Source organism: Halalkalibacter sp. AB-rgal2 (assembly GCF_041821005.1).
GTDB lineage: Bacteria > Bacillota > Bacilli > Bacillales > Bacillaceae_D > Halalkalibacter.
Window position 1 is genome coordinate 1 of the sequence record NZ_JBGUAV010000025.1, and the last position, 19078, is coordinate 19078.

18 protein-coding genes are annotated in these 19078 nt (G+C 36.8%); 7 read left to right on the forward strand and 11 right to left on the reverse strand.

Annotated elements, in window-relative coordinates:
• Positions 1–332: 332 nt before the first annotated feature.
• The 3 genes from ACERJO_RS16620 to ACERJO_RS16630 all read right to left on the reverse strand — a co-directional run bounded on the left by ACERJO_RS16620 (position 333) and on the right by ACERJO_RS16630 (position 2497).
• Positions 333–1319: a sporulation-delaying protein SdpB family protein gene (locus ACERJO_RS16620; protein WP_373648189.1), complete on the reverse strand. Its 987-nt coding sequence runs from the start codon at positions 1317–1319 to the stop codon at positions 333–335.
• Positions 1304–1816, reverse strand: coding sequence for an SdpA family antimicrobial peptide system protein (locus ACERJO_RS16625; RefSeq protein ID WP_373648190.1), 513 nt, complete (start codon positions 1814–1816; stop codon positions 1304–1306). Before ACERJO_RS16625 ends, ACERJO_RS16620 begins: the two co-directional genes overlap by 16 nt.
• 93 nt (positions 1817–1909) lie before the next feature.
• Complete coding sequence (locus ACERJO_RS16630; RefSeq protein WP_158318438.1) at positions 1910–2497, reverse strand: sporulation delaying protein family toxin; 588 nt, start codon at positions 2495–2497, stop codon at positions 1910–1912.
• A gap of 121 nt (positions 2498–2618) precedes the next feature.
• Here ACERJO_RS16630 and ACERJO_RS16635 point away from each other — a divergent pair, with 121 nt between their 5' ends.
• Positions 2619–3056, forward strand: coding sequence for a PH domain-containing protein (locus tag ACERJO_RS16635; RefSeq protein WP_373648191.1), 438 nt, complete (start codon positions 2619–2621; stop codon positions 3054–3056).
• Positions 3057–3192: 136 nt separating this feature from the next.
• Positions 3193–3573 (forward strand): thiol-disulfide oxidoreductase DCC family protein, encoded by a 381-nt coding sequence (locus ACERJO_RS16640; protein ID WP_035344880.1) that lies wholly within the window; start codon positions 3193–3195, stop codon positions 3571–3573.
• A 288-nt stretch (positions 3574–3861) separates the two neighbouring features.
• On the opposite strand, the gene ACERJO_RS16645 is transcribed toward ACERJO_RS16640, so the two are convergent.
• Positions 3862–4494 (reverse strand): transposase, encoded by a 633-nt coding sequence (locus ACERJO_RS16645; RefSeq protein WP_373648192.1) that lies wholly within the window; start codon positions 4492–4494, stop codon positions 3862–3864.
• Between the two features lie 254 nt (positions 4495–4748).
• On the opposite strand from ACERJO_RS16645, the gene ACERJO_RS16650 reads away from it, so the two are divergent.
• The 5 genes from ACERJO_RS16650 to ACERJO_RS16670 all read left to right on the forward strand — a co-directional run bounded on the left by ACERJO_RS16650 (position 4749) and on the right by ACERJO_RS16670 (position 7334).
• Positions 4749–5069 carry a hypothetical protein gene (locus ACERJO_RS16650; RefSeq protein ID WP_373648193.1) on the forward strand — a complete coding sequence of 107 codons (321 nt, stop codon included), beginning with the start codon at positions 4749–4751 and terminating at the stop codon, positions 5067–5069.
• Positions 5070–5170: 101 nt separating this feature from the next.
• Entirely contained in the window at positions 5171–5368 is a 198-nt protein-coding gene (locus ACERJO_RS16655; RefSeq protein WP_373648194.1) for a hypothetical protein, read from the forward strand.
• A 76-nt stretch (positions 5369–5444) separates the two neighbouring features.
• Positions 5445–5801 carry a DUF3221 domain-containing protein gene (locus ACERJO_RS16660; protein ID WP_373648195.1) on the forward strand — a complete coding sequence of 119 codons (357 nt, stop codon included), beginning with the start codon at positions 5445–5447 and terminating at the stop codon, positions 5799–5801.
• Between the two features lie 523 nt (positions 5802–6324).
• Positions 6325–6687, forward strand: coding sequence for a VOC family protein (locus ACERJO_RS16665; RefSeq protein ID WP_373648196.1), 363 nt, complete (start codon positions 6325–6327; stop codon positions 6685–6687).
• Positions 6688–6884: 197 nt separating this feature from the next.
• The gene (locus ACERJO_RS16670; RefSeq protein ID WP_373648197.1) at positions 6885–7334 is read left to right on the forward strand and encodes a DinB family protein; all 450 of its coding nucleotides are present in this window, start codon (positions 6885–6887) and stop codon (positions 7332–7334) included.
• Positions 7335–7458: 124 nt separating this feature from the next.
• Here the strand turns inward: ACERJO_RS16670 and ACERJO_RS16675 are convergent, their stop codons facing one another.
• The 7 genes from ACERJO_RS16675 to ACERJO_RS16705 form a co-directional block, all read right to left on the reverse strand.
• A complete protein-coding gene (locus ACERJO_RS16675; protein WP_247103302.1) occupies positions 7459–8049 on the reverse strand; it encodes an ATPase in 591 nt (196 codons plus the stop codon).
• Positions 8049–8240 carry a hypothetical protein gene (locus ACERJO_RS16680; RefSeq protein ID WP_035347745.1) on the reverse strand — a complete coding sequence of 64 codons (192 nt, stop codon included), beginning with the start codon at positions 8238–8240 and terminating at the stop codon, positions 8049–8051. Before ACERJO_RS16680 ends, ACERJO_RS16675 begins: the two co-directional genes overlap by 1 nt.
• Positions 8241–8831: 591 nt before the next feature.
• A complete protein-coding gene (locus ACERJO_RS16685; RefSeq protein ID WP_373648198.1) occupies positions 8832–11861 on the reverse strand; it encodes an ATP-binding response regulator in 3030 nt (1009 codons plus the stop codon).
• Positions 11862–11922: 61 nt separating this feature from the next.
• Positions 11923–15186 carry a hypothetical protein gene (locus ACERJO_RS16690; protein ID WP_373648199.1) on the reverse strand — a complete coding sequence of 1088 codons (3264 nt, stop codon included), beginning with the start codon at positions 15184–15186 and terminating at the stop codon, positions 11923–11925.
• A 21-nt stretch (positions 15187–15207) separates the two neighbouring features.
• The gene (locus tag ACERJO_RS16695) at positions 15208–16632 is read right to left on the reverse strand and encodes a glycosyltransferase family 2 protein (protein WP_373648200.1); all 1425 of its coding nucleotides are present in this window, start codon (positions 16630–16632) and stop codon (positions 15208–15210) included.
• Positions 16625–17683 carry a HEAT repeat domain-containing protein gene (locus ACERJO_RS16700; protein ID WP_247102538.1) on the reverse strand — a complete coding sequence of 353 codons (1059 nt, stop codon included), beginning with the start codon at positions 17681–17683 and terminating at the stop codon, positions 16625–16627. Before ACERJO_RS16700 ends, ACERJO_RS16695 begins: the two co-directional genes overlap by 8 nt.
• On the reverse strand, positions 17683–19008 hold the full coding sequence (locus tag ACERJO_RS16705) for a GGDEF domain-containing response regulator (protein ID WP_373648201.1): 1326 nt from the start codon (positions 19006–19008) through the stop codon (positions 17683–17685). Before ACERJO_RS16705 ends, ACERJO_RS16700 begins: the two co-directional genes overlap by 1 nt.
• Positions 19009–19078 lie beyond the last annotated feature (70 nt).

The following is a 19078-nucleotide window of genomic DNA, read 5'->3' on the forward strand; positions in this document are numbered from 1 at the left end:
ACGATGAGAACAACACTAAGGAAGAACTTCTGAAAATAGCTGATTTTATTAATGATAATAATAATTAACGATTAAAGGAACGGAGGCGATAGCGTAACAACTGCTATCGCTTTTCGTGTTAACTAGCTTGATAATAGAAATTTTTTCGTGATTAAAGAGAGTGTTCCTTAGCAGGAAAGAATAGTGAATTTTTTTAGTCTTACTGTACCGCTTCCGTACAATTTGGACAGATCCCTAGTAAGCTTCAAATAGTCCCCACCTATTAATGTGATGGGGACTATTTGACGCTTACCTTAAAGAGGGAGACTTCTTTCGGAAATAAGTTAAATTAGTCATTTTTCGACTTTAATTTGATTAACTTCAGAACTAAGGAATTTTTTATTATTCTTTCTGAATAAAGAAATGTTGTTTATATTTTGCCTTATTGTAGACATAGAAAATTGAAATTTTTGTTCAAAAGGTCTTAAGAAAACTATTAAGGCAGCGAACATGATAGTGGAAAAACTATACAAACCTATAGCAAGAGCTATGCTACCATGTAAAATTAATCCTGGAATTAAAAAATATTTCCACGTGTATTTTGGAGCTATTAATGCTGCAAAGAGTAAAAATTCTAAAACGATTGTTCCCCATGTTAAGACAACAATAAATTGGGTTTCTAAGATTGGAGTTAAAACCATACTTAAAGTATCATTTAATCCAAGCATATAATCATTTAAAAAATAGTATATTGCTGTTCCATTGATCCAATACTCTTTAGTTACCTTAGCATAAGCTGCATTTAGATATATTATTGATACTTGGACTCGAATGAGGTAAATTACTGTTAACGATATCATGTATAAATAAATATAATTGTTTGTAATTTCTATTGGTTGAAATGTCTTCCAATGCCACTTTCTAGGATCACACAGTGTAATAGGAATTAAAAGTAATGAAAGGACTAAATGTACCTGATCACCACCATCAATCACCATTGCTGCCTCGTGGTAGCTATAAGCAATATAAAAATGTAATAAACCGGTGTATCTCGGTCTCCATCCACTTGCAATCACCACTAATAAAGCCACTACTATCCAACGAATAATATTAAGTGTTAAATAATCATTAGATCCAAAACAAAATAAACTTATATTACCTGTACACTGTGGAAATTCGGAAATACCTTGCGCCGGTATAAATATAAGCTCAGCTGGATTAATTATTAACACTAACGCCAAAGTACCTGCCATCAATGACCTAGCTATTCCATAAACATTTGTCCATATAGGTATATTCTCAGCGGAATTTTTAACATAGTTACCTATTCTGCTAAACATTCAATATCCACCTCTACATAAAATAGTGGCATTTCTGGATCATAACTAGACCATAGCCAAGGAGTATATTCTTCTCTAGTTAGGATTTTTTTTCCGCATAAACTCTCTCTAGGACTGGTGTTGGTAATAGCTACAACATTCTCTTTATTCTCTTGTAAGCAATTTTCTAGAGACCCATTACATTCTATCCAGTGTTCTTCTGGAACTAATCCAAACAACATTCCTGCTTCAATACCGTCCGCTCTACCTTCTTTCTTTAGACCAAATAAATTTGTACTACTACTATTCGGCCAAGAAAGATCGCTTGAATACCCATTTTCATCATAAACATTTATTCTTCCTTCAGTTGGATCCTTACTATAAAATCCCCACCCTTGAGGAAACCAAGATGTCATGTTCAAATTATCAATAATGGGGATTTCAACCACATTTGGAGGTAAAGCTTTATAAATTGAGGAAAACAAAAAGCCGAAGGTTATTAAAGATAAAACGACCATACACTTCCCCAGAGTTATTACATTCAAAATTAATCACCTCTGAAATAATGTTCATTGCCGAGCAGATAAAATACCCGGCAATAAACTTATGAATTAATTTATAGCTTCGACTACTTCTACTACTATTCTCTCTTGTTCAAGAGACATAGTTGGATCTACAGAACTAGTGACCCATGCCCCCACTGAAACCCAATATGCAGCTCCAACGCCTACTTGAATACCTACTGCTGCAGTATGAGCAGCAGCTACGTACATATATACACCTGCAGCAATTACCACTACTGGTCCGACTACGCAAGCAATTTCTCCTTCGCCGTCACCATTATTTGCATAGATATCGTATCCAATTTTCTCAAGAACATTATAAGAATGCATTGATGCTTCTTGTAGTATTTTATGCACATCGACTAAATTTTTGCTATAGATTGCTTGTTCCAATCTATCAAACAATGTTTCATCTAGTTTATCAACTCCATTGACCAACTCACTAATTAATTCTAACTCTTCTTCTGTATGTTCATAGTCAACTAATTCAGGCTGTGTTATGTGTTCAAATAGTTCAGCAGCTTCTCCTTGTCCAAAGAAAATCGCCCTAAATAACTGCTCCCCCTCAAATTTCTGTCCATTGGCTATGGCTGCGGGGTTCAATAGAGAAGTAACTAACAATAATGTAATGCCCAATACAAATAATTTTCTAAACATAGAATCCTCCTCAGATTTAAATAAGTATGTTATCCTAAAACTACAAGTTCACCTCCTTTTCAGAATATATTGAAAATTACAAATGAAAGGATGTTTTACAGTGAAGTTCAATCCGAAAAAAGACTTGATTTATGGCATTATTTTGCTTCCATTAAGCTTCTTTTTAATTGCGTTTAGTGTATTATTCCCTATTTACTTTGACGCTGACGTTGTTTCGATTATCGTGATCACCGTTTTATGTTTGCCTTTAGGAGTTTACTTTTTGTGGTGTTGGTTTGGTACTTCATATTGGATTTTAGAAGATAAGTTAGTTATTAAGCAGGGGCCTTTTAGGAGATCAATTAATATTGACCAAATTGAAATCGTTCAGAAAAATACAAACCCTCTAGTTGCAAGTACTGCACTATCGTTAGAAAGTTATGTATTACAATACAAACCATATAAAACATTTATTATTTCGCCTATGAATATTGAGGAATTTGTTAATGAACTAAGAAATACTAGTGGTAACCATACTATTAAATTTGAAAAAGATTAATATATATAATTTTTATGAATTTACATTTTAATGTTAATACACTATTCCTTTTTTTTCAACTTTATTTGTAAATAAATTCAATTAAATATATTTTACAACAAAAATAGATATATAGTTCATTTAAGGGAGGATAACAATGATAATTTTGATTTACGATAGTGATTGTAATATGTGTAGTTCTTTCATTCAATTCATTGTAAAGAGAAATAAAAATAAAAATCTTCGAATCACGGGCTTACAAAGTAATTGGACCAAAAAAAACTTACAGTTAGATACCAATATCGACAGTATCATTTTTATTGATAGTCAAAACAAAAAGTTCTATTATTCTAGTGCAATTATCAAGCTTTTTAGTGAGTTGCAAACTGCTTACAGATTTCTAAGTCTGTTGCTTGTTATACCAAAACCAATCAGAGACTATATATATAAATACATTGCCAGACGTAGAAAGAAAATAAGTAACAAATTCAATTGCCCGATACCTTCAAAAAAATTTTTAAGCATGTATCTAAAATAAATGAAGATTGAACTACTCTACCTTAATTTTTCGCGAAATTTTGAAGATGGAGAATCCTACCGCTAGTTATGAGTAGGACCCGTTGCACCGATGGTTAGAAGTCTTATAATGTACTGGGGCTGATATAAAAATGAGTGTTCTTAATGTATTACTATCTTGTTTTATACAGAATTATCTAAATTCATCAACGCACAACCCGTAAGGGTGATAAGTGTTGGGTAGTTCACTGGACTAACATTAGGTTCTCTTGAAAAAACAACAGAATGAATAAAACAGATTAATTAGTTTTTAGGAACTGGCACTAGACTCTGAGATGTACACACCATCTTTTTCAAGCTCATATGTCCCAGCTCGGTATCCTTCCAGGTCAGTTTTTCTCCCGACCTCGATAATCTTTTCAATTTCTTCTTGTAAGAGTTGGTCAGGGTGTGAGTTGGGAATAGGGGGCTGGTCTATCAGTCCGACATACCCATCTTCCTCATACCTCTTTTTCCAATCATAGTAGGTGCTGCGACTAAGGTTCATTTGTTTTAAAGCCCATGTCACTGACTTCTTTGGAATGACATCGATAAACTTAATGATTTCAAGCTTTTCATCGGCTGGAAGCTTATTATATGACCCTGCTTCAAGATATGGCTTTAGATGTCGTTTTTTTAATATATGGTTCTCAAGCGACAAGTTAGCTACCACTTCCTTCAAGCGATTATTCTCCTTTTTAAGGGATTCCTTTTCGCTATCGTTTGTGCTTTTGCTTGTCTTGAATCCTTCCATCCCATATTTCATAAAGGTTTGTTTCCAGTCATAATAGCTTTTAGGCTGAATGCCTACCTCATTACATAATTCTTTGATTGAAGTTTCTCTACCTAATCCTCTGATGACAATCTCTACTTTTTCTTCTGCTGTAAATCTCTTCTTAGGCAAAGTCATTCTCCCCTTTCATATTCTTTATGATAAGGTACAACTGGGGAGGTTTCAAACTCATTCGTTACATAAATTCAGTGGTATTTCTGTCTAGTAAGCTCTGAAGCGAGACAATTTATAGGTGGTGAATTAATCTGAAGAAAAGTAAAAAAAGTATATTAGTAACAATTGTTCTTGTTGTAATAATCTTAGTTGGTCTTATTTTTGGTGGGAAAAACGTATTTGACCACTTCATCTTCGGGAACATAAATAAAATGATTTTTAATGAAGAGTCTTTTCGGATAACAGGAAGTTTCGGAAATGAATGGAGTTATAATGAGATAAAGAGTGTAAATTTATTAGATGAATTGCCTGAAATTAGAGGAAGAGTCTTTGGAAGAGGAACTATGAGAGAATCGGTAGGACACCATACTTTGAACGATGCATCATATAACACTGCACTTCTTTTTATCTTAAAAGATTCACCACCTTATATATTTATAGAATTAAAAGAAGAAAAACCTATCTTTATAAATGGCAGTAGTGCTGAAGAAACAAATAATTGGTTTGAATTGCTACACGAAAATTCACCTTAACGCTTATTGAACAAACGGGTGCGATAGTAGAATAAGACTACTTGCTTCCTCAATTATTGAGCAGGTTAATTGAACAACTCTGAAATTAGATGGAGGTTTTTATGAAGAATAATACCAAAATAGCACTTTACGTTTCTATAATAGTTCTAGTAGGTTTTCCAATACTTTTCATCTTCATATCATTGCTTACAGGACAATGGGGTTATCTTACGTGGAGTATCCCACCTTCCTTTGTGGCTGGATTAACTGGTTTGATGATAACCCTTAACCAAACGAAGAAAGAAGGAAAAAGTGAATAACGTGCTACAACTTTTGAAGAAAAAGAAAAAGTAAACGATTCTGCATTACTAAGTGTGGAGGTGTAATGTGTAATTAATGAAGAGAGGATTATCTTTTGGTTTTCTTGTTAGTATTATATTATTGAGTGCTTGTGGTCAACAAGGAGAGATATTAGAACAAGAAGGAATCATTGTAGAAATAAAGGACAATCAAGATAAATGGAATCAAATATTAGTCGTATCAAACATTAATGAAGGTGATATTGTCAATAAAACAACGGATGAGTTAATTGAAATGGCTCAGGGGAAAGATGGAGCATATTATAGTTTGGAGCCAAGTATGTATGAAAAATTAGAAGTAGGAACACACGTAATAGTTTATTGGAATCGCAATCAAGAACTTTCAGAGCCTCCACAGCGTGAAGCAGAAAAAATTGATGTAGTTTCAAAATAATTAATAAATCGAATTTCTTCTTATTGCACGAACGGAGTGCGATAACTGAACAAGCAAATGCCACCCTTGTGTCGCTAACTGAGCAGGATAGCTTTACAAAACGTATAAACTGCAGCAGCCACAATTATTAGAAGGAGATATTCAATGGATTGGTCTATATTTTTAACAATTTTATCGTTAATTTTCATAATGTTATCTTCTTTAAAATTTTATCAATTACGGAATGAATTCAAGAAACTAAAAGTAGGTGATACGCTTTCAAACGAATTTGTAGATGAAAGTAGAAAAAAGATTAGGGTTGCAATAACTCTGTTAGGAATTGGCTGTATATTGAGCCTAACAGTAGTTCTGATATGACCTTTTTGATTTTTATTATTCTTTTCCTTATTAAATTAACGGGTGCCATACTTGAACAAAACATCATTTCCTTGTTCGACTAACGAAGCAGGTATGTGGAAGAAGAACAAAATATTGACATTATGGTTTATAATGGTAGTAAATTTAATTTCAAGGGGGAATAGTGATGATTTTGGGATTACATCATGCACAAATTACTATACCAAAGGGTGCTGAAGAACAAGGTAAACTTTTTTACTGTAATGTATTAGGATTAATCGAAATAGAAAAGCCTGATTCTCTTAAAGGACGAGGAGGATTTTGGTTACAAGTTGGAGACAAAGAGGTGCATGTAGGTACAGAAGAGGGTTTTGATAGATTAACAACGAAAGCCCATTTAGCATATCAAGTAGAAGATGTATCTCACTGGAAAAAAGTGTTAGAAGAGAATAACATAAAAATTTTAGACTCTGTTACAATTCCAAACTATGAGCGTTTCGAATTTAGAGACCCTTTTGGTAATAGAGTAGAAATTATAAAAGAATTATAAGAATTCTTCTTCAACTAATGGAAGCAATCCTTCAAGAAGCAGGGATTGCTCTTTCTCTTATTGAAGTAAGAAGCAGGTTACTCCAATATACTTGTTAATTATTGTAATAAAAAATAGGAACGAACGTTCTAATTTGTTACAATTTGTGGTAACATAGAGGTTGCAATATTCTAACAAATTTATGAGGAGGATACAAAATGAATAAAACGCTAAGTCAGTTTGAAAAGATGATTGATAATATTTTGGATTTGAAAGAAATGTCTGAAGAGATACTATCTGAACCTACTAAAGAAGGGAAATGGTCAATTAGAGAAATCGTGGGACATCTATATTATTGGGATAAATTCAACTTAGAAAATATGGTACCCTTAATGGTTAAAGATGCTGATTTACCGAAGTTCCCAGACCATGACCAACATAACGAAGAGGCTATGACATTTATTAAAGATTACTCAGTTGAAACTATCATAGATAATTTTGTTTTAACTCGAAAGGAATTAACTGAAAGAATTTCAAGTTTAGACGGAGATGTTAGGATTACTATTGGTGGAGGGAAAAGAAAGTTCTCAGGAGAAACTTTTACGAAGATTTTCGTAAAACACGATGCTCACCACTTAAAACAAATCACTGAAAAATTACATAATTAAAAATAGTGCGACCCATGCATGTTAAACTAACGGGAGCTTATCTTCAATAAAATTTATTGTTTTATCGGTGGAGTTGGATAATAAAAAGCCGATTTTCTTTAAGCTAGAAGATCGGCTTGATCATTTAATCCTTTTCAAATTGCTTCCGAACAGGATGGGTCCATTCTGGAAGGTAGGTTGCTTCGTAAGTAATGAACCCATTATTTACTTCAAGCACAATTTCCCCATCTTCTTCACTGTTATCAATTAATACAAGGTTGTCAATCATATATGCATAGTCATAGAGATGCTTAAAAGAAGTTTTATTCCTTCTGATAATATCTTCAGTAGGGATATGATGACCGCCATTCTTCACTCTCATGGCAACCCTTTCTATGTTTTGATGGACATTATTTAATGCAACATAAAACATTGTTATTTCATAGCCCATCTCTTTAGCTTTTTGCATTTGTTTAATAGCATTTTTACCAGCAAGAGTTGTTTCAATAGAAAAGTCTTTACCCTCTTTGATGTACTTATTTACAGATTTAATGACTTCCTTACCTGCTGAAACTCTATTCTTCTCAGGGTTTTCTGGGTCAATTCTTCGAGCGATAGCATCAGGATCGATATTAATATCAATACCAATTTTATCAATAATTAAGTTGCGTATAGTGCTTTTACCGCTTCCGTTATTACCCGCAAATACAAAGAATATAGGTTTGTAGCTATGCATTACGAGTCACCATTTTTGTTCAATGGAACAATATCACCATTAGGGAATTCCTTTACAAGCATTCCGTCTTTTTCATATACAATATATGTGTTATTAACCTTAGCGTCAATTCTCGCCCGTTCACCAGTCATTTTAACCCATTTACTTAACCATTCGTATTTTCTCTTAGGTTCATTGTTTTGTTCTAACATAAGGAACACCACCTTTCTTTAAATTATATCAGATTAATTATGATTTTTATAAGCGATTTGAGACTTAGGAGTAATGATATTTTGTGAATAGTTTCACTTAAAGTAAAGGAGAGCTTTACTTAATAACGGTCTTCCACAATCGAGCGCGTTAGTTGAAGACCGTGTACAAACACTTCCTTTTGGAGTGGCATTTTTATACCTCAAGCAAAAATTTAACCGTAATCCAATTAGATTACTGACACGCACTCAGAAACATTAGTTTACTCGTTCCTTTGTCGCCTCCCTGTGTGAAATCAAACCCCATTTCTTTTTTAGCACCTAATAAGAGTTTGCAATCTATAAATACCGCCAAAAAGCAAGGCCACTGAAAAAGTGCGATTTTCACTTTTTCAGTGGCCTTTAAGTAATGTGCGTAGCCGTTGCCCGATTTTGAAAGCCTTGATATGATTGAGTTTTTCATAGCAAGGCGTGCAACGAGAGGAGCCATTACTCTCCTTTGAGTGACTAGAAAGGACTTTTTCAGTGCCTTCCGTTTTTTACTTTTTCAGTCGCCTACAAAAAGCTCTAACATCAGCTAGAGCTTTCCGTCACTCACTTCGGAATCTTAAAAGATACCGACGTCCCTACACCTAATTCACTCTCTAATTGAAGACCTCTTCCGAATAATTGTTTAAGTCGGTAATTTGTATTTGCTAATCCTATACCTGAATGCATGCTTTCTTCACCACGATCTAATAAATGATGGATTCTACTTTTCTCTATGCCGTGTCCATTATCACTAACAGATACCTCTACAAAAGAGCCACGATCGTGCACCTTAACCTCTAGCAACCCTCGCTTAGGTCGCTTTAATAGTCCATGCTGAATCGCGTTCTCAACAATTGTTTGAATCACCAGTGGTGGTACACTCAATTCAAGCGTTTCATCAACCTTCCACTCTACTTCGAAATAATCTGGAAAACGCTCCTGTTCAATCGTGACATAGGAGCGGACTAGCTGAAGCTCATCCTTTAATGGAATCATATCATCCGCATTTTGAAAATGAATGCTGTAACGAATATATTGTGACAGCTCCTCAATGAGTCCATCCATTTTCTCCAAATCAATTCGACTAAGCGCCACAATCGCATTGAACGTATTAATAATAAAATGAGGCTTAATTTGAGCTTGGAGCCACGCCGCTTCTAGCCTTAATGCCTCTTTGACCGATTTCTTCAGGTCAACAAGCGATTCGACCCGTGCCTTTAACTCAAGCCCATTAACCGGCTTGCTCACATAGTCGTTCGCTCCAGCGCGAAAACCCGCTTCAATATCAATATCGTGATTGTACGCTGTTAACAACAGCACTGGTAGCTCAGTCATCGAATAGTTCTTTCGAATTTGTTCAGTCAATTCATACCCGGTCATTTGTGGCATGATCACATCAGAAATGACAATATCCCACTTTTCACGATCAATTTCCTCCAATGCAAGAGCCCCTGATACCACCGTACAAAGCTGATAGTATTCTTCAAAGAAAACACTTTCAAGCACTTTTAAATTAACCCGATCATCATCAACCACTAATAGATGAATCGTTCCAGCTACATCACTTTGAGGCTCATTCGTTATAGCCGCCACTTCATTCCAGGAGGAATTCTCCTCAATAACCGGTGTGACTTGGTTATGCTCACCGACAGATTCCGATGCTACTGGAAGAGTAAAAGAAAAGATCGATCCTTTATCGAGAGTTGAATCGACGTTCAGCGTACACCCATGCAACTCAACCAACTGTTTGCATATACTCAATCCTAATCCGAATCCCCCCTCGTTCGATTGGGTACCACGGACCTGTTCGTACGGTTGAAAGATCGCCTCAATATCAGCTGCCGTCATTCCTTGACCTTGATCCTCTACAGCAAGATGGATTCTCTCATTTTCATATGTAGCCCGAATGACAATGTCCCCACTCTCTGAATATTTAATCGCATTATGAACAAGGTTAAATAAAATTTGAATGAGACGATTTTCATCTGCAACAGCAGGAGGAAGCTCGTCAGACATGTCCTGACGCAGTGTGATCGGCCTTTCATCAACCATATACGATAGCATCGAAATCACCGCGCTTGCTGCGCTTTGAACAGAAACCGCCTTTTTGTGTAACGTGATACGGTTTTCTCTGAATCTTGCTAATTCAAGTAGATCATTTAATAAAAGCGACATACGCCTGCCAACATCATTCAGTAACGTTAGATCCTGTCTACTTCGCTCCGTTAACTGATCCTTCTCCCGCTCTGAAACAGCTTGAGAGATATTAATAATCCCATGAAGCGGATTACGCATTTCATGTGCGACATCCGCAAGAAACTGATCCTTCTGCCTATCAGCTTCTGTTAACTTAGTAGCTAGCTGCTGCGATTCTTTCAGACGATTAAAATATTGCTTGAACCAATATGTCGATAAACAGGTCAGCGCAATAAGCAAATCAAACGGATAGGAAACCATCATCATGTTAAATGTATGCATCGCCACTAGCCAGAATAAGCTACCTACCGCAGCAATAGACGCGAGCAAGAGAAAAATCCGATCCTGATCAATCGCTATCGTCGATTTGAACATAAGCGCAATGAGCAATAATGTTGGTAAAAGCATTAACGTTAAATAAATCGCTTCTATACGTAGGTTTAGGGAAACAGGTAAGATAAGTACAAGGACTAGAGAGATCAGGCAAGCAATCTCATATAGGGTCAATACTTTCCTCGTCATAAAACGAGGTAGAAAATCACGAATACATTGTAGTAAAGAGTAGCCCCCGATTATACCGGCAACATATAGAATATCGTTACGCCATTCAAAGCTAAATGAAAACCATTCAAATATAAACCGTTCCCCAATGAACGTTCCTATAACCGTACATAAAAGCACAACTGAAAAGAAAAATAAGCGGCGATCACGATTGCCAATCAGAAATAAAACAAAGCCATACAAAGCATGAAACAAATAAATGACACAGGCGAAAATCGCGATCCCCTCGACTAATTTCATTTCACTCCTTAATGGTTCTTCTAACCCAAATGAAATAGAATGACCAATTCCACCTTCATTCGGATCATGGAAATTAGCCACCTGTATCATAACCTCTAATTCATTGCCACCGTCTATTTCAACATAGGCTGAATAAGGGTTATTCAATGGCTCGTAGCTTGATTTTTCATCAGAAGGTTGCCCTGCTTGGCCGATGAGCTCGCCATTTACATAGAATTTCGACGAACTATAAATGGAATGAACGCGAAAACCAAACGTCTCGTTCAAATCGTCATCAACATGAATAACTAAACGATACGTCCCGTAACCGAAAGAGCCCTCCATCCCTTCTGTACCCGTCCAATCGTCTGGCACTTGAACATACTCTGATTCAGTCTGTTCACCTAATTCGTTAAGTAGGAGATTCGGATAAAATTCCCATTCTCCATCTAAGCCAATCGCATAATCAGACAGCTGGTCCCAGCCACGAAGATCAAGCACCCCCGCTTCAATCGGAGGATGCTCAGGCTTCGCGTGGAGGTGAATCCATCCAAATCGAAAAGCGGTGAGGACAATCATAAATATTGTCACAATGAGCAGTATTCGTTTTTTTGACATAGCTTCAGCCCCACTCTCTGCCTGCAAACCCCAATCCCTTATAACTATATAACGGCAGTCTCTATTCTATCGCTCGAAATGCCTCTTTCACAGCATCATACGACTGTTTCAATCTCTCTTCATACAACGGCAAATCCCATGTTTCCCATTCGTACAACTCTAATGGTTCACTGAAGCGACCATTTTCTAATGCAGGAAAGGAATCAAGTATTTCATACGAATCTTCTTGCTCATTAACGATTAGAACGGCTAATTGAATGCCGTCAACAAACTGACTAAATTCATACGGATCCTTATAAAAATCTCCTATCACTTCACGCTGACTCGGATCACGGAACTGCAACAAGAGCCAAGGAATACGCACTTCAAACATTTGCAGTTCTTCATTGTAATAAAAGTCGGCAAGGGAATCATAGTCCTCATGATCTGGATCACCAATACCGTAACGTAGTTTACCCGTTTCATAATCTTCAAAATCAACGTGTAAATCACGGCTTGGAATATAGAGAGCTTGGTTTAATGCATACATTATCGGGTTAAAAACCCCTGTATTATTTACAGGTTTTGGATTATCAATGTCCCAATCTATCATCATGTGAACATGAACATATTCATATTCGAAGAAATCATAATACCAATCCACTAGAAGAGAAGAGCTCTTTTTTCCCTTCAACTTCATCATAAAGTCGATGCCATTATTTAACGATAAACCATCAAATCCCTCGATCTGTTCATTACCTTGGTCTGGAATCGTATCAAATAGCACAACCGGAAAAGCATCCTTACTCCAATCAAAATCATTCAAATCAATTCTCAAATACATATAAGTTTCATCGTGATCTACGATAAATTGTTCTAATAACTCATCACCATCGTCATAAAGCGGAACGGATTCCTCCCACTCTGACGGACTCCCATTTATCCGAATTTTATGGCGATCGAAGCTCATTAAGCCAAATTGCTGCTCACTCGTTTGTGGGTTAGACCAATACGGTCTGCGCTCTGGATTATCATATTCCATCGTATTCCACGTCCGCTTAAACCATTCATCCTGCCAAGTGAAAATTAACCCGCCCATCATCCCTTCATGCAAAATATCTTCGAACAATGAGACAACAATTTCACCTTGTTCATCCTCCGCTAAATGGCCTTGATTCCAACCGAATGGATTGTTATGGGTTTTTCCCCTAGTAGCTGGAACACCAAACTCAGCTATAAGTACTGGTATATCATGAACCTCATGTAAGTCTTCAAGATAAGCCGCATAGTTATTCGGTTGTCCACGATGATCGGTATATTCTAAATACCTTTCCTCAAAATTCAAAAAGTCTGGATAATATGGGTAAACGTGATAGGAAGCAAATTGTCCAACCTCTTCCATCCCGTCCTTTAGCTTGACCACATTTGGATCAATTCCAACAAGATCTTCTTCCTCATTTGGTTCAGCTGGGTGTGTCAAAAGGTCCGTCGTTACCCAATTCGTAAAACTAATTGGTCGAACAAAGCCATAATGATCAGCCTCATAACTCAGCACAAGGTCCATTTGTTCAGCTAACCAATACTCAAACGCTTCAGCATTCTCTGTCTTAACAAAACGGCCATCATAATCACCTAAATCAGAGTGCACATCATTTGTTTCTTCCACAAAGCGCGGATACCACTCAATCCCAATAATCCATCCAATGACATAATCAGATACATCAACATCATAGATTCCATAAGCATGTCCTGGCGTATATTCAATTCGAGTATCACCGTGTATAACATCAACAATCATCTTCATTTCCTCTTGAAATGGGATCGTATTTCCACCAACGAAAGCATCCTTTGTTTCTTCATATACTTCAGATTCTTCATTGAACCACACACCATGAAACAAATAAAGCGGCTGATCCGGGTTCGCTTCATTGTATGCTTTTAACGCGCGATAGAATCCAGGTGGGTGAATGGTATAGACTCGAATGGTATTGGCGCCCATTTCGCCAATATAATTGAACCAACGTCTATACTCCTCTTCACTAATCATCGCTTCACCAGGAAAGCTACCTGGTTTCCCCATCCCCATATTCACACCTTTAATCGTCATTTCCTCCCACTGACCATCAACATATACTTCATAAAGATCCCCGACGATCCGGAAGTTATATTGATTCTCTCCAATAGAAGGATACTCTTTCGTCTCATTTAAACCATCTTCTGTTACAGGCTCGTATTCAATCTCTTCACCTGCTCGATTTATAATAATCTCCATCATTGGAACATAGGTCGTCCAGAAAAAGGCGTTTTCTTCTTTGGAGAAACCTTTACGCCACGTTTGCAAATGAGCCATCCATTTGTATTGATAAAAGGAAGGAATTTCAGCAACATCAACGTAATCCCCAGCAAAGTAAAAACGATCAGATGGTCCTTCCTGGCGATGAATAACGGCATCAAACTGAAGGGGAATCCCTTTTTCGATCAGCATTTCTTCACCCAAACTCGTTAATGGCCAATCATAAGTCGCTAGCACATGATCTTCTTCTCGTGCTTCTATAATATCAAACCAATAGGCATACTCTGGGCTTTTCTCTAAATCAAAGAATTCCTGCCCCTGCTCCGTAAATTGTAGCCGTATTCCACCTTTCTCAACATGCTCCTCTTCTAATAGAACAACTAAATCATAGTTCAGGTCATTAACGATAACAAATCCAGAACCTTCGTAGTCCCATTCAGGATACTCATCTAAAATCCATTGCGGAATTTCTTCATTTAATTCTGGATCTAGTTCATCAAAATAGCGCCCAACCCATCCGCTCCAGTCTATTCCAAGAAAGTTGCTTACACTACTTTGTACCTCAGTGTTTGTCGGAGAGGCGAACGTATTAAATTCCGCCACAAGCGTGCTGCGCGTTCCATCCGTTAGTCTAGTATAAATATTGTACCATTCCTCTACTTCAAGACCGCCGTAAATTAGGTTAGAACGGGAGCCTTCTCGTTCATTCTCATTCACCCAAGGCAAGTCCTCTTCATAAACACCATACGTATCCGCTAAATAGATCAAATCAATTCCGTCGTAATCCGTTAAGAGCTGTTGAATATCATAGCTTTCTTCCTTTTCATTTGGCCGAAAGCCTTGATAATCCTCAGAAGCACTTAGTCGTTCTTCGGTCACCCTCCAATGATTAAGCAGCCATGTTAAGCCATGGTGCTCACGGTAGGATTCATCAGGAACGGTTTTATCGATAATCGCAATATTTAATTCATCAGATTTCTCAAAGTGCCAAAGCACAAAAGGAATCAAAAAAATAACCGCAACACTTATTAAAGCCACTACTAACTTTTTCATTATCTTTCCTTTCTCCCGTTTCTAAGCATGCTCGTTCATTTTATTTAACCCTTTTCGTTCAAGGGTATCCCATTTACGATATTTAAACATCCACTGTAAACAACCTTGGAAACGCCAGATCACTGTTAATGGTCGGAACCAGAACGTTTCAAACAATGAAAATAAAAACAGCGTCACTAAATCACGCACGTTCGTATACCTATTTAAACTCCATGCCTCTAGTAAAACAGCTACCATCGAAAAGATCGAACCGTAAACAACCATGACGATCATTAGAAGAGCAGCAAATTCAAGATAAACCCCACCCATAAGCAAATAAACAATGATCATTGCATAACCCAATAATTCCATGATCGGTCCAATCATTTCCACAAGCCAATAGTATGGAAATGATACCGTTCCTACGACACCATAACGGGGGTTTAACGTCATTTTCCGATGAGTCCATAAACTTTCAATTAATCCTCTATGCCAACGACTACGCTGCCTACCAAGCTGTTTCAGTGTTTCCGGAGCTTCTGTCCAACAAACAGGATCTGAGACAAACACGATTCGTTTATTTTGCTTCTGCTCCCTAATATATCGGTGAAGTCTAACGACAAGCTCCATGTCCTCACCGACCGTTTTATTAGAATACCCCCCTGCAGCCATCGCCCATTTCTTTGAAAAGACACTAAAAGCACCAGAATTAATGAGAAGTAAATTATGCCGGCTCAGTCCAATTCGCCCAGTAAAGAAAGCTCGTAAATACTCGATGACTTGCATAATGACAAGTGGCTTATTCGATAAACCGATTTTCATCACCTTGCCCATTTGAATTTCACAGCCATTTGCTACACGTACACTCCCACCTGAGGCAATCACTTCTTCACCTGATTTCATGATCGGCTTCATCACTTTAAGCAGGGCATCCTGCTCCAATATTGAATCCCCATCGATGGAGCAAAAATAAGGGTAGTTCGACACATTCATACCCGCATTTAAAGCATCCGCTTTTCCACCATTCTCCTTATCAACTAATAATAGACTTGGGATCATTTTAGATTGATAGATGGCTTTTATTGATGCAGTAGATAATGTTTCCTCATAGGAAAGCTCAATCTTTTCCATTCGAAAATGAGAAATGACTCGCTCAACTGTATGATCAGTGGAGCCATCATTAATTATAATCATTTCCTTCTGTGGGTATTGTAAGCTTAACAAAGAACGTATACTCTCTATAATCCCCGCTTCTTCATTATAAGCCGGGATTAATATGGATACTGGCTTCGTATAGTAATCCTGCAAATACTCTTCATTGTCTTCATATTTATCTAATTGGCGCTCCTTACGAAGTTGAATAAAGGCTGTCAACGTTAACACCGAATAAAAGCCCACAACAACAGTCATATAAATAAGAATGACAATACCCATTATCCAGAGCAATTGACTCATAAAATCAGCCATTTAACTCACCCACTTTTGTACCGTACACATCTTGAAATGCTTCAACCATGATATCTTCGTCTCCATCAATTGAAATTTCCTGTAATAACTGCTCCCCCCCTTTTTGCATGCTAAGCGATTTGGCTGCTTGCTTTCTAACCAAACGAGAGGAATCACCTAATAACGTAATCAAATAATTCTGAACATCTCTAGAAGGATTTGTCTCAAGCAATCTTGCAACTAGCATCCTCTCCTCCCAATAAGGAGATTGCAAATATGGCTTAAAGAGCTTTGGCTGGTGGACATAAGATAGCTTACTTAAAGCTTTAAGCGTCCGGATACGAAGCTCTAACTCTTCGCTTTCTAATACTTCTATTAAAAATGAATACCACTTCAATTGATTTTCCATTCCAATTATATCAATCATACTGTATTGCAAGCTTTGTGGTAATTCTTCAAAGGATTGTAGTAATAGCGCAAAAGAATCCTGGTCCAATTCATGAACAAGCTTGCGATATTCCCATTCAGTAAAGCTCGCTTTATTTCTTTCAATCAATTTCATAAATAACTGCTTATCAGCTTTCGTTAAGAACAAATACATTTGTAAATACTCATCATCTGTGTAGTGTTTATCACTTGCTAGCATTTCTGCTACCTTCGACTTGAACGAATACATTCGAAAATCAACAATATGGTACAAAGCATTCATTCGCTTACTCCATCTACGACTTTTCAATTGTGCTTCATAGTGGCTACATAAATATGTTTCCGCATATTCACAAATACGTTCAACTACCTTTTCGCTACTTATTGAATGACTATATCGCGTCAATATCTCTTCTACTGCCCTTATTTGTAACGTGCACTCAGGCTCAATTTCACTTGAGGCAGGCTCTCCTTCAATTAAATGATCATAAAAGCTTTTATGATATTGATTAATATAATGATGAATGCGCGTTTCACGTTTCTTTTCCCTTAAACGATTCACAATTAAATAAATAAAAACAACCGACAGTATAAAAATGAACATCAACAGACTATAAATCAAAACACGTATATCTACTGTAACCATTAGCGATACCTTCTTAACAAACGTTTTATTTTTGCTTCTAGTAAATGAATGGTAAATGGCTTTACAATATATTCATCTACTCCTGATTCAAATGCATAAATCATATCTTCCTCCGCCCGTCTCGTTGAAAGCATTGTAATTAAATATTTATTCGTATTCGGCTTACCTCGTAATTCATAAACTAATTCTAATCCACTTCTATGTGGTAGTATGTCATTCAAAATGACAATATGTGTATGGGCAGATTGATAATAATCCGACTCTAGAAACGACTGCCCGTCTTCAAAATCCTTTATCTGAAACTCAAAACCATCCATCTCTAAACGATTCATTAAGTTCACCAATACATGCCGAAACACTTCATCTGGTTCAATAATCGTCACTTTGATTGGTTCGATTTCTTTTTTTAAATAATCGTCAACTGTAACAACAGATGATACGTCTAATGAAGCCATCATCTCTCGCGCTTTTCTCGTCACCTCGATATGTTCGACTGATGATTGACGAATTTCTACGACAACACCACTTAAATGGAGATCCACCGAAAGCTCCGTCTCATCATGACTAACTCGTAATTGTTTACCGTCATTTTCAAACCTCTTCAAAAAAGATCGCGCCTCTTCTTCGCCCGTGTATGGAAGAAGTAAAATCACTTCATTCTCTTGACCAAAGGAAAAAACAAAATCAGAATCGCGTACTTTTTCTTGGATCTGATCAATCCATTCTTCCTTTATCTTCCTCAATGTTAACAAACCATACGTATCCTTCCATTCCCGATACGAACTCAATGATAAGAAAACTAAAGAAAACGGTACTTTTGTCCGTTTGCATGCTGCCAACTGCCACTTATATACTCTCTCAAAAAACAGTTGATTCAATAGCCCGGTTTCCAAATCTATATAAGAAATAGAACGTAATTGAATCAATTTCCTAACCAATTCAATTAAACCTTTCCTATCATATGGATTTGCAAAAAAAGAATGGGGCAGTCGTGTTTGCTCAACTGCCATTTCTCGGTTACAGAGAACGACTGAAACTTTAAAATACTCACAAAATTGTCGAATCATTCCATCAATAACTGGATCAACCGTTTCTCCATCTTTATGTAAAAGAACAATAACGATTGGAATTTGCGAATGTAAACTCAATTCTACCTGCTTCCATTCAGACGTCACCGAGTATAGAAAACGATGTTCGTCTACCAACATCTGCTCCATGTTCGATACTATATTCTCGTCCTTCGCAATAAAAAGAACAAAAGGCTTTCTCTCATAAAAGCCTTGTGGACGTTCCTCTAAGCCGTTGCTTACAAATGTAGTCCTCACTTCTTACACCTACCATTTCATATTCTACTGTTCATTATATCGTATGACCGCTTAAAAAATAATGAAATTA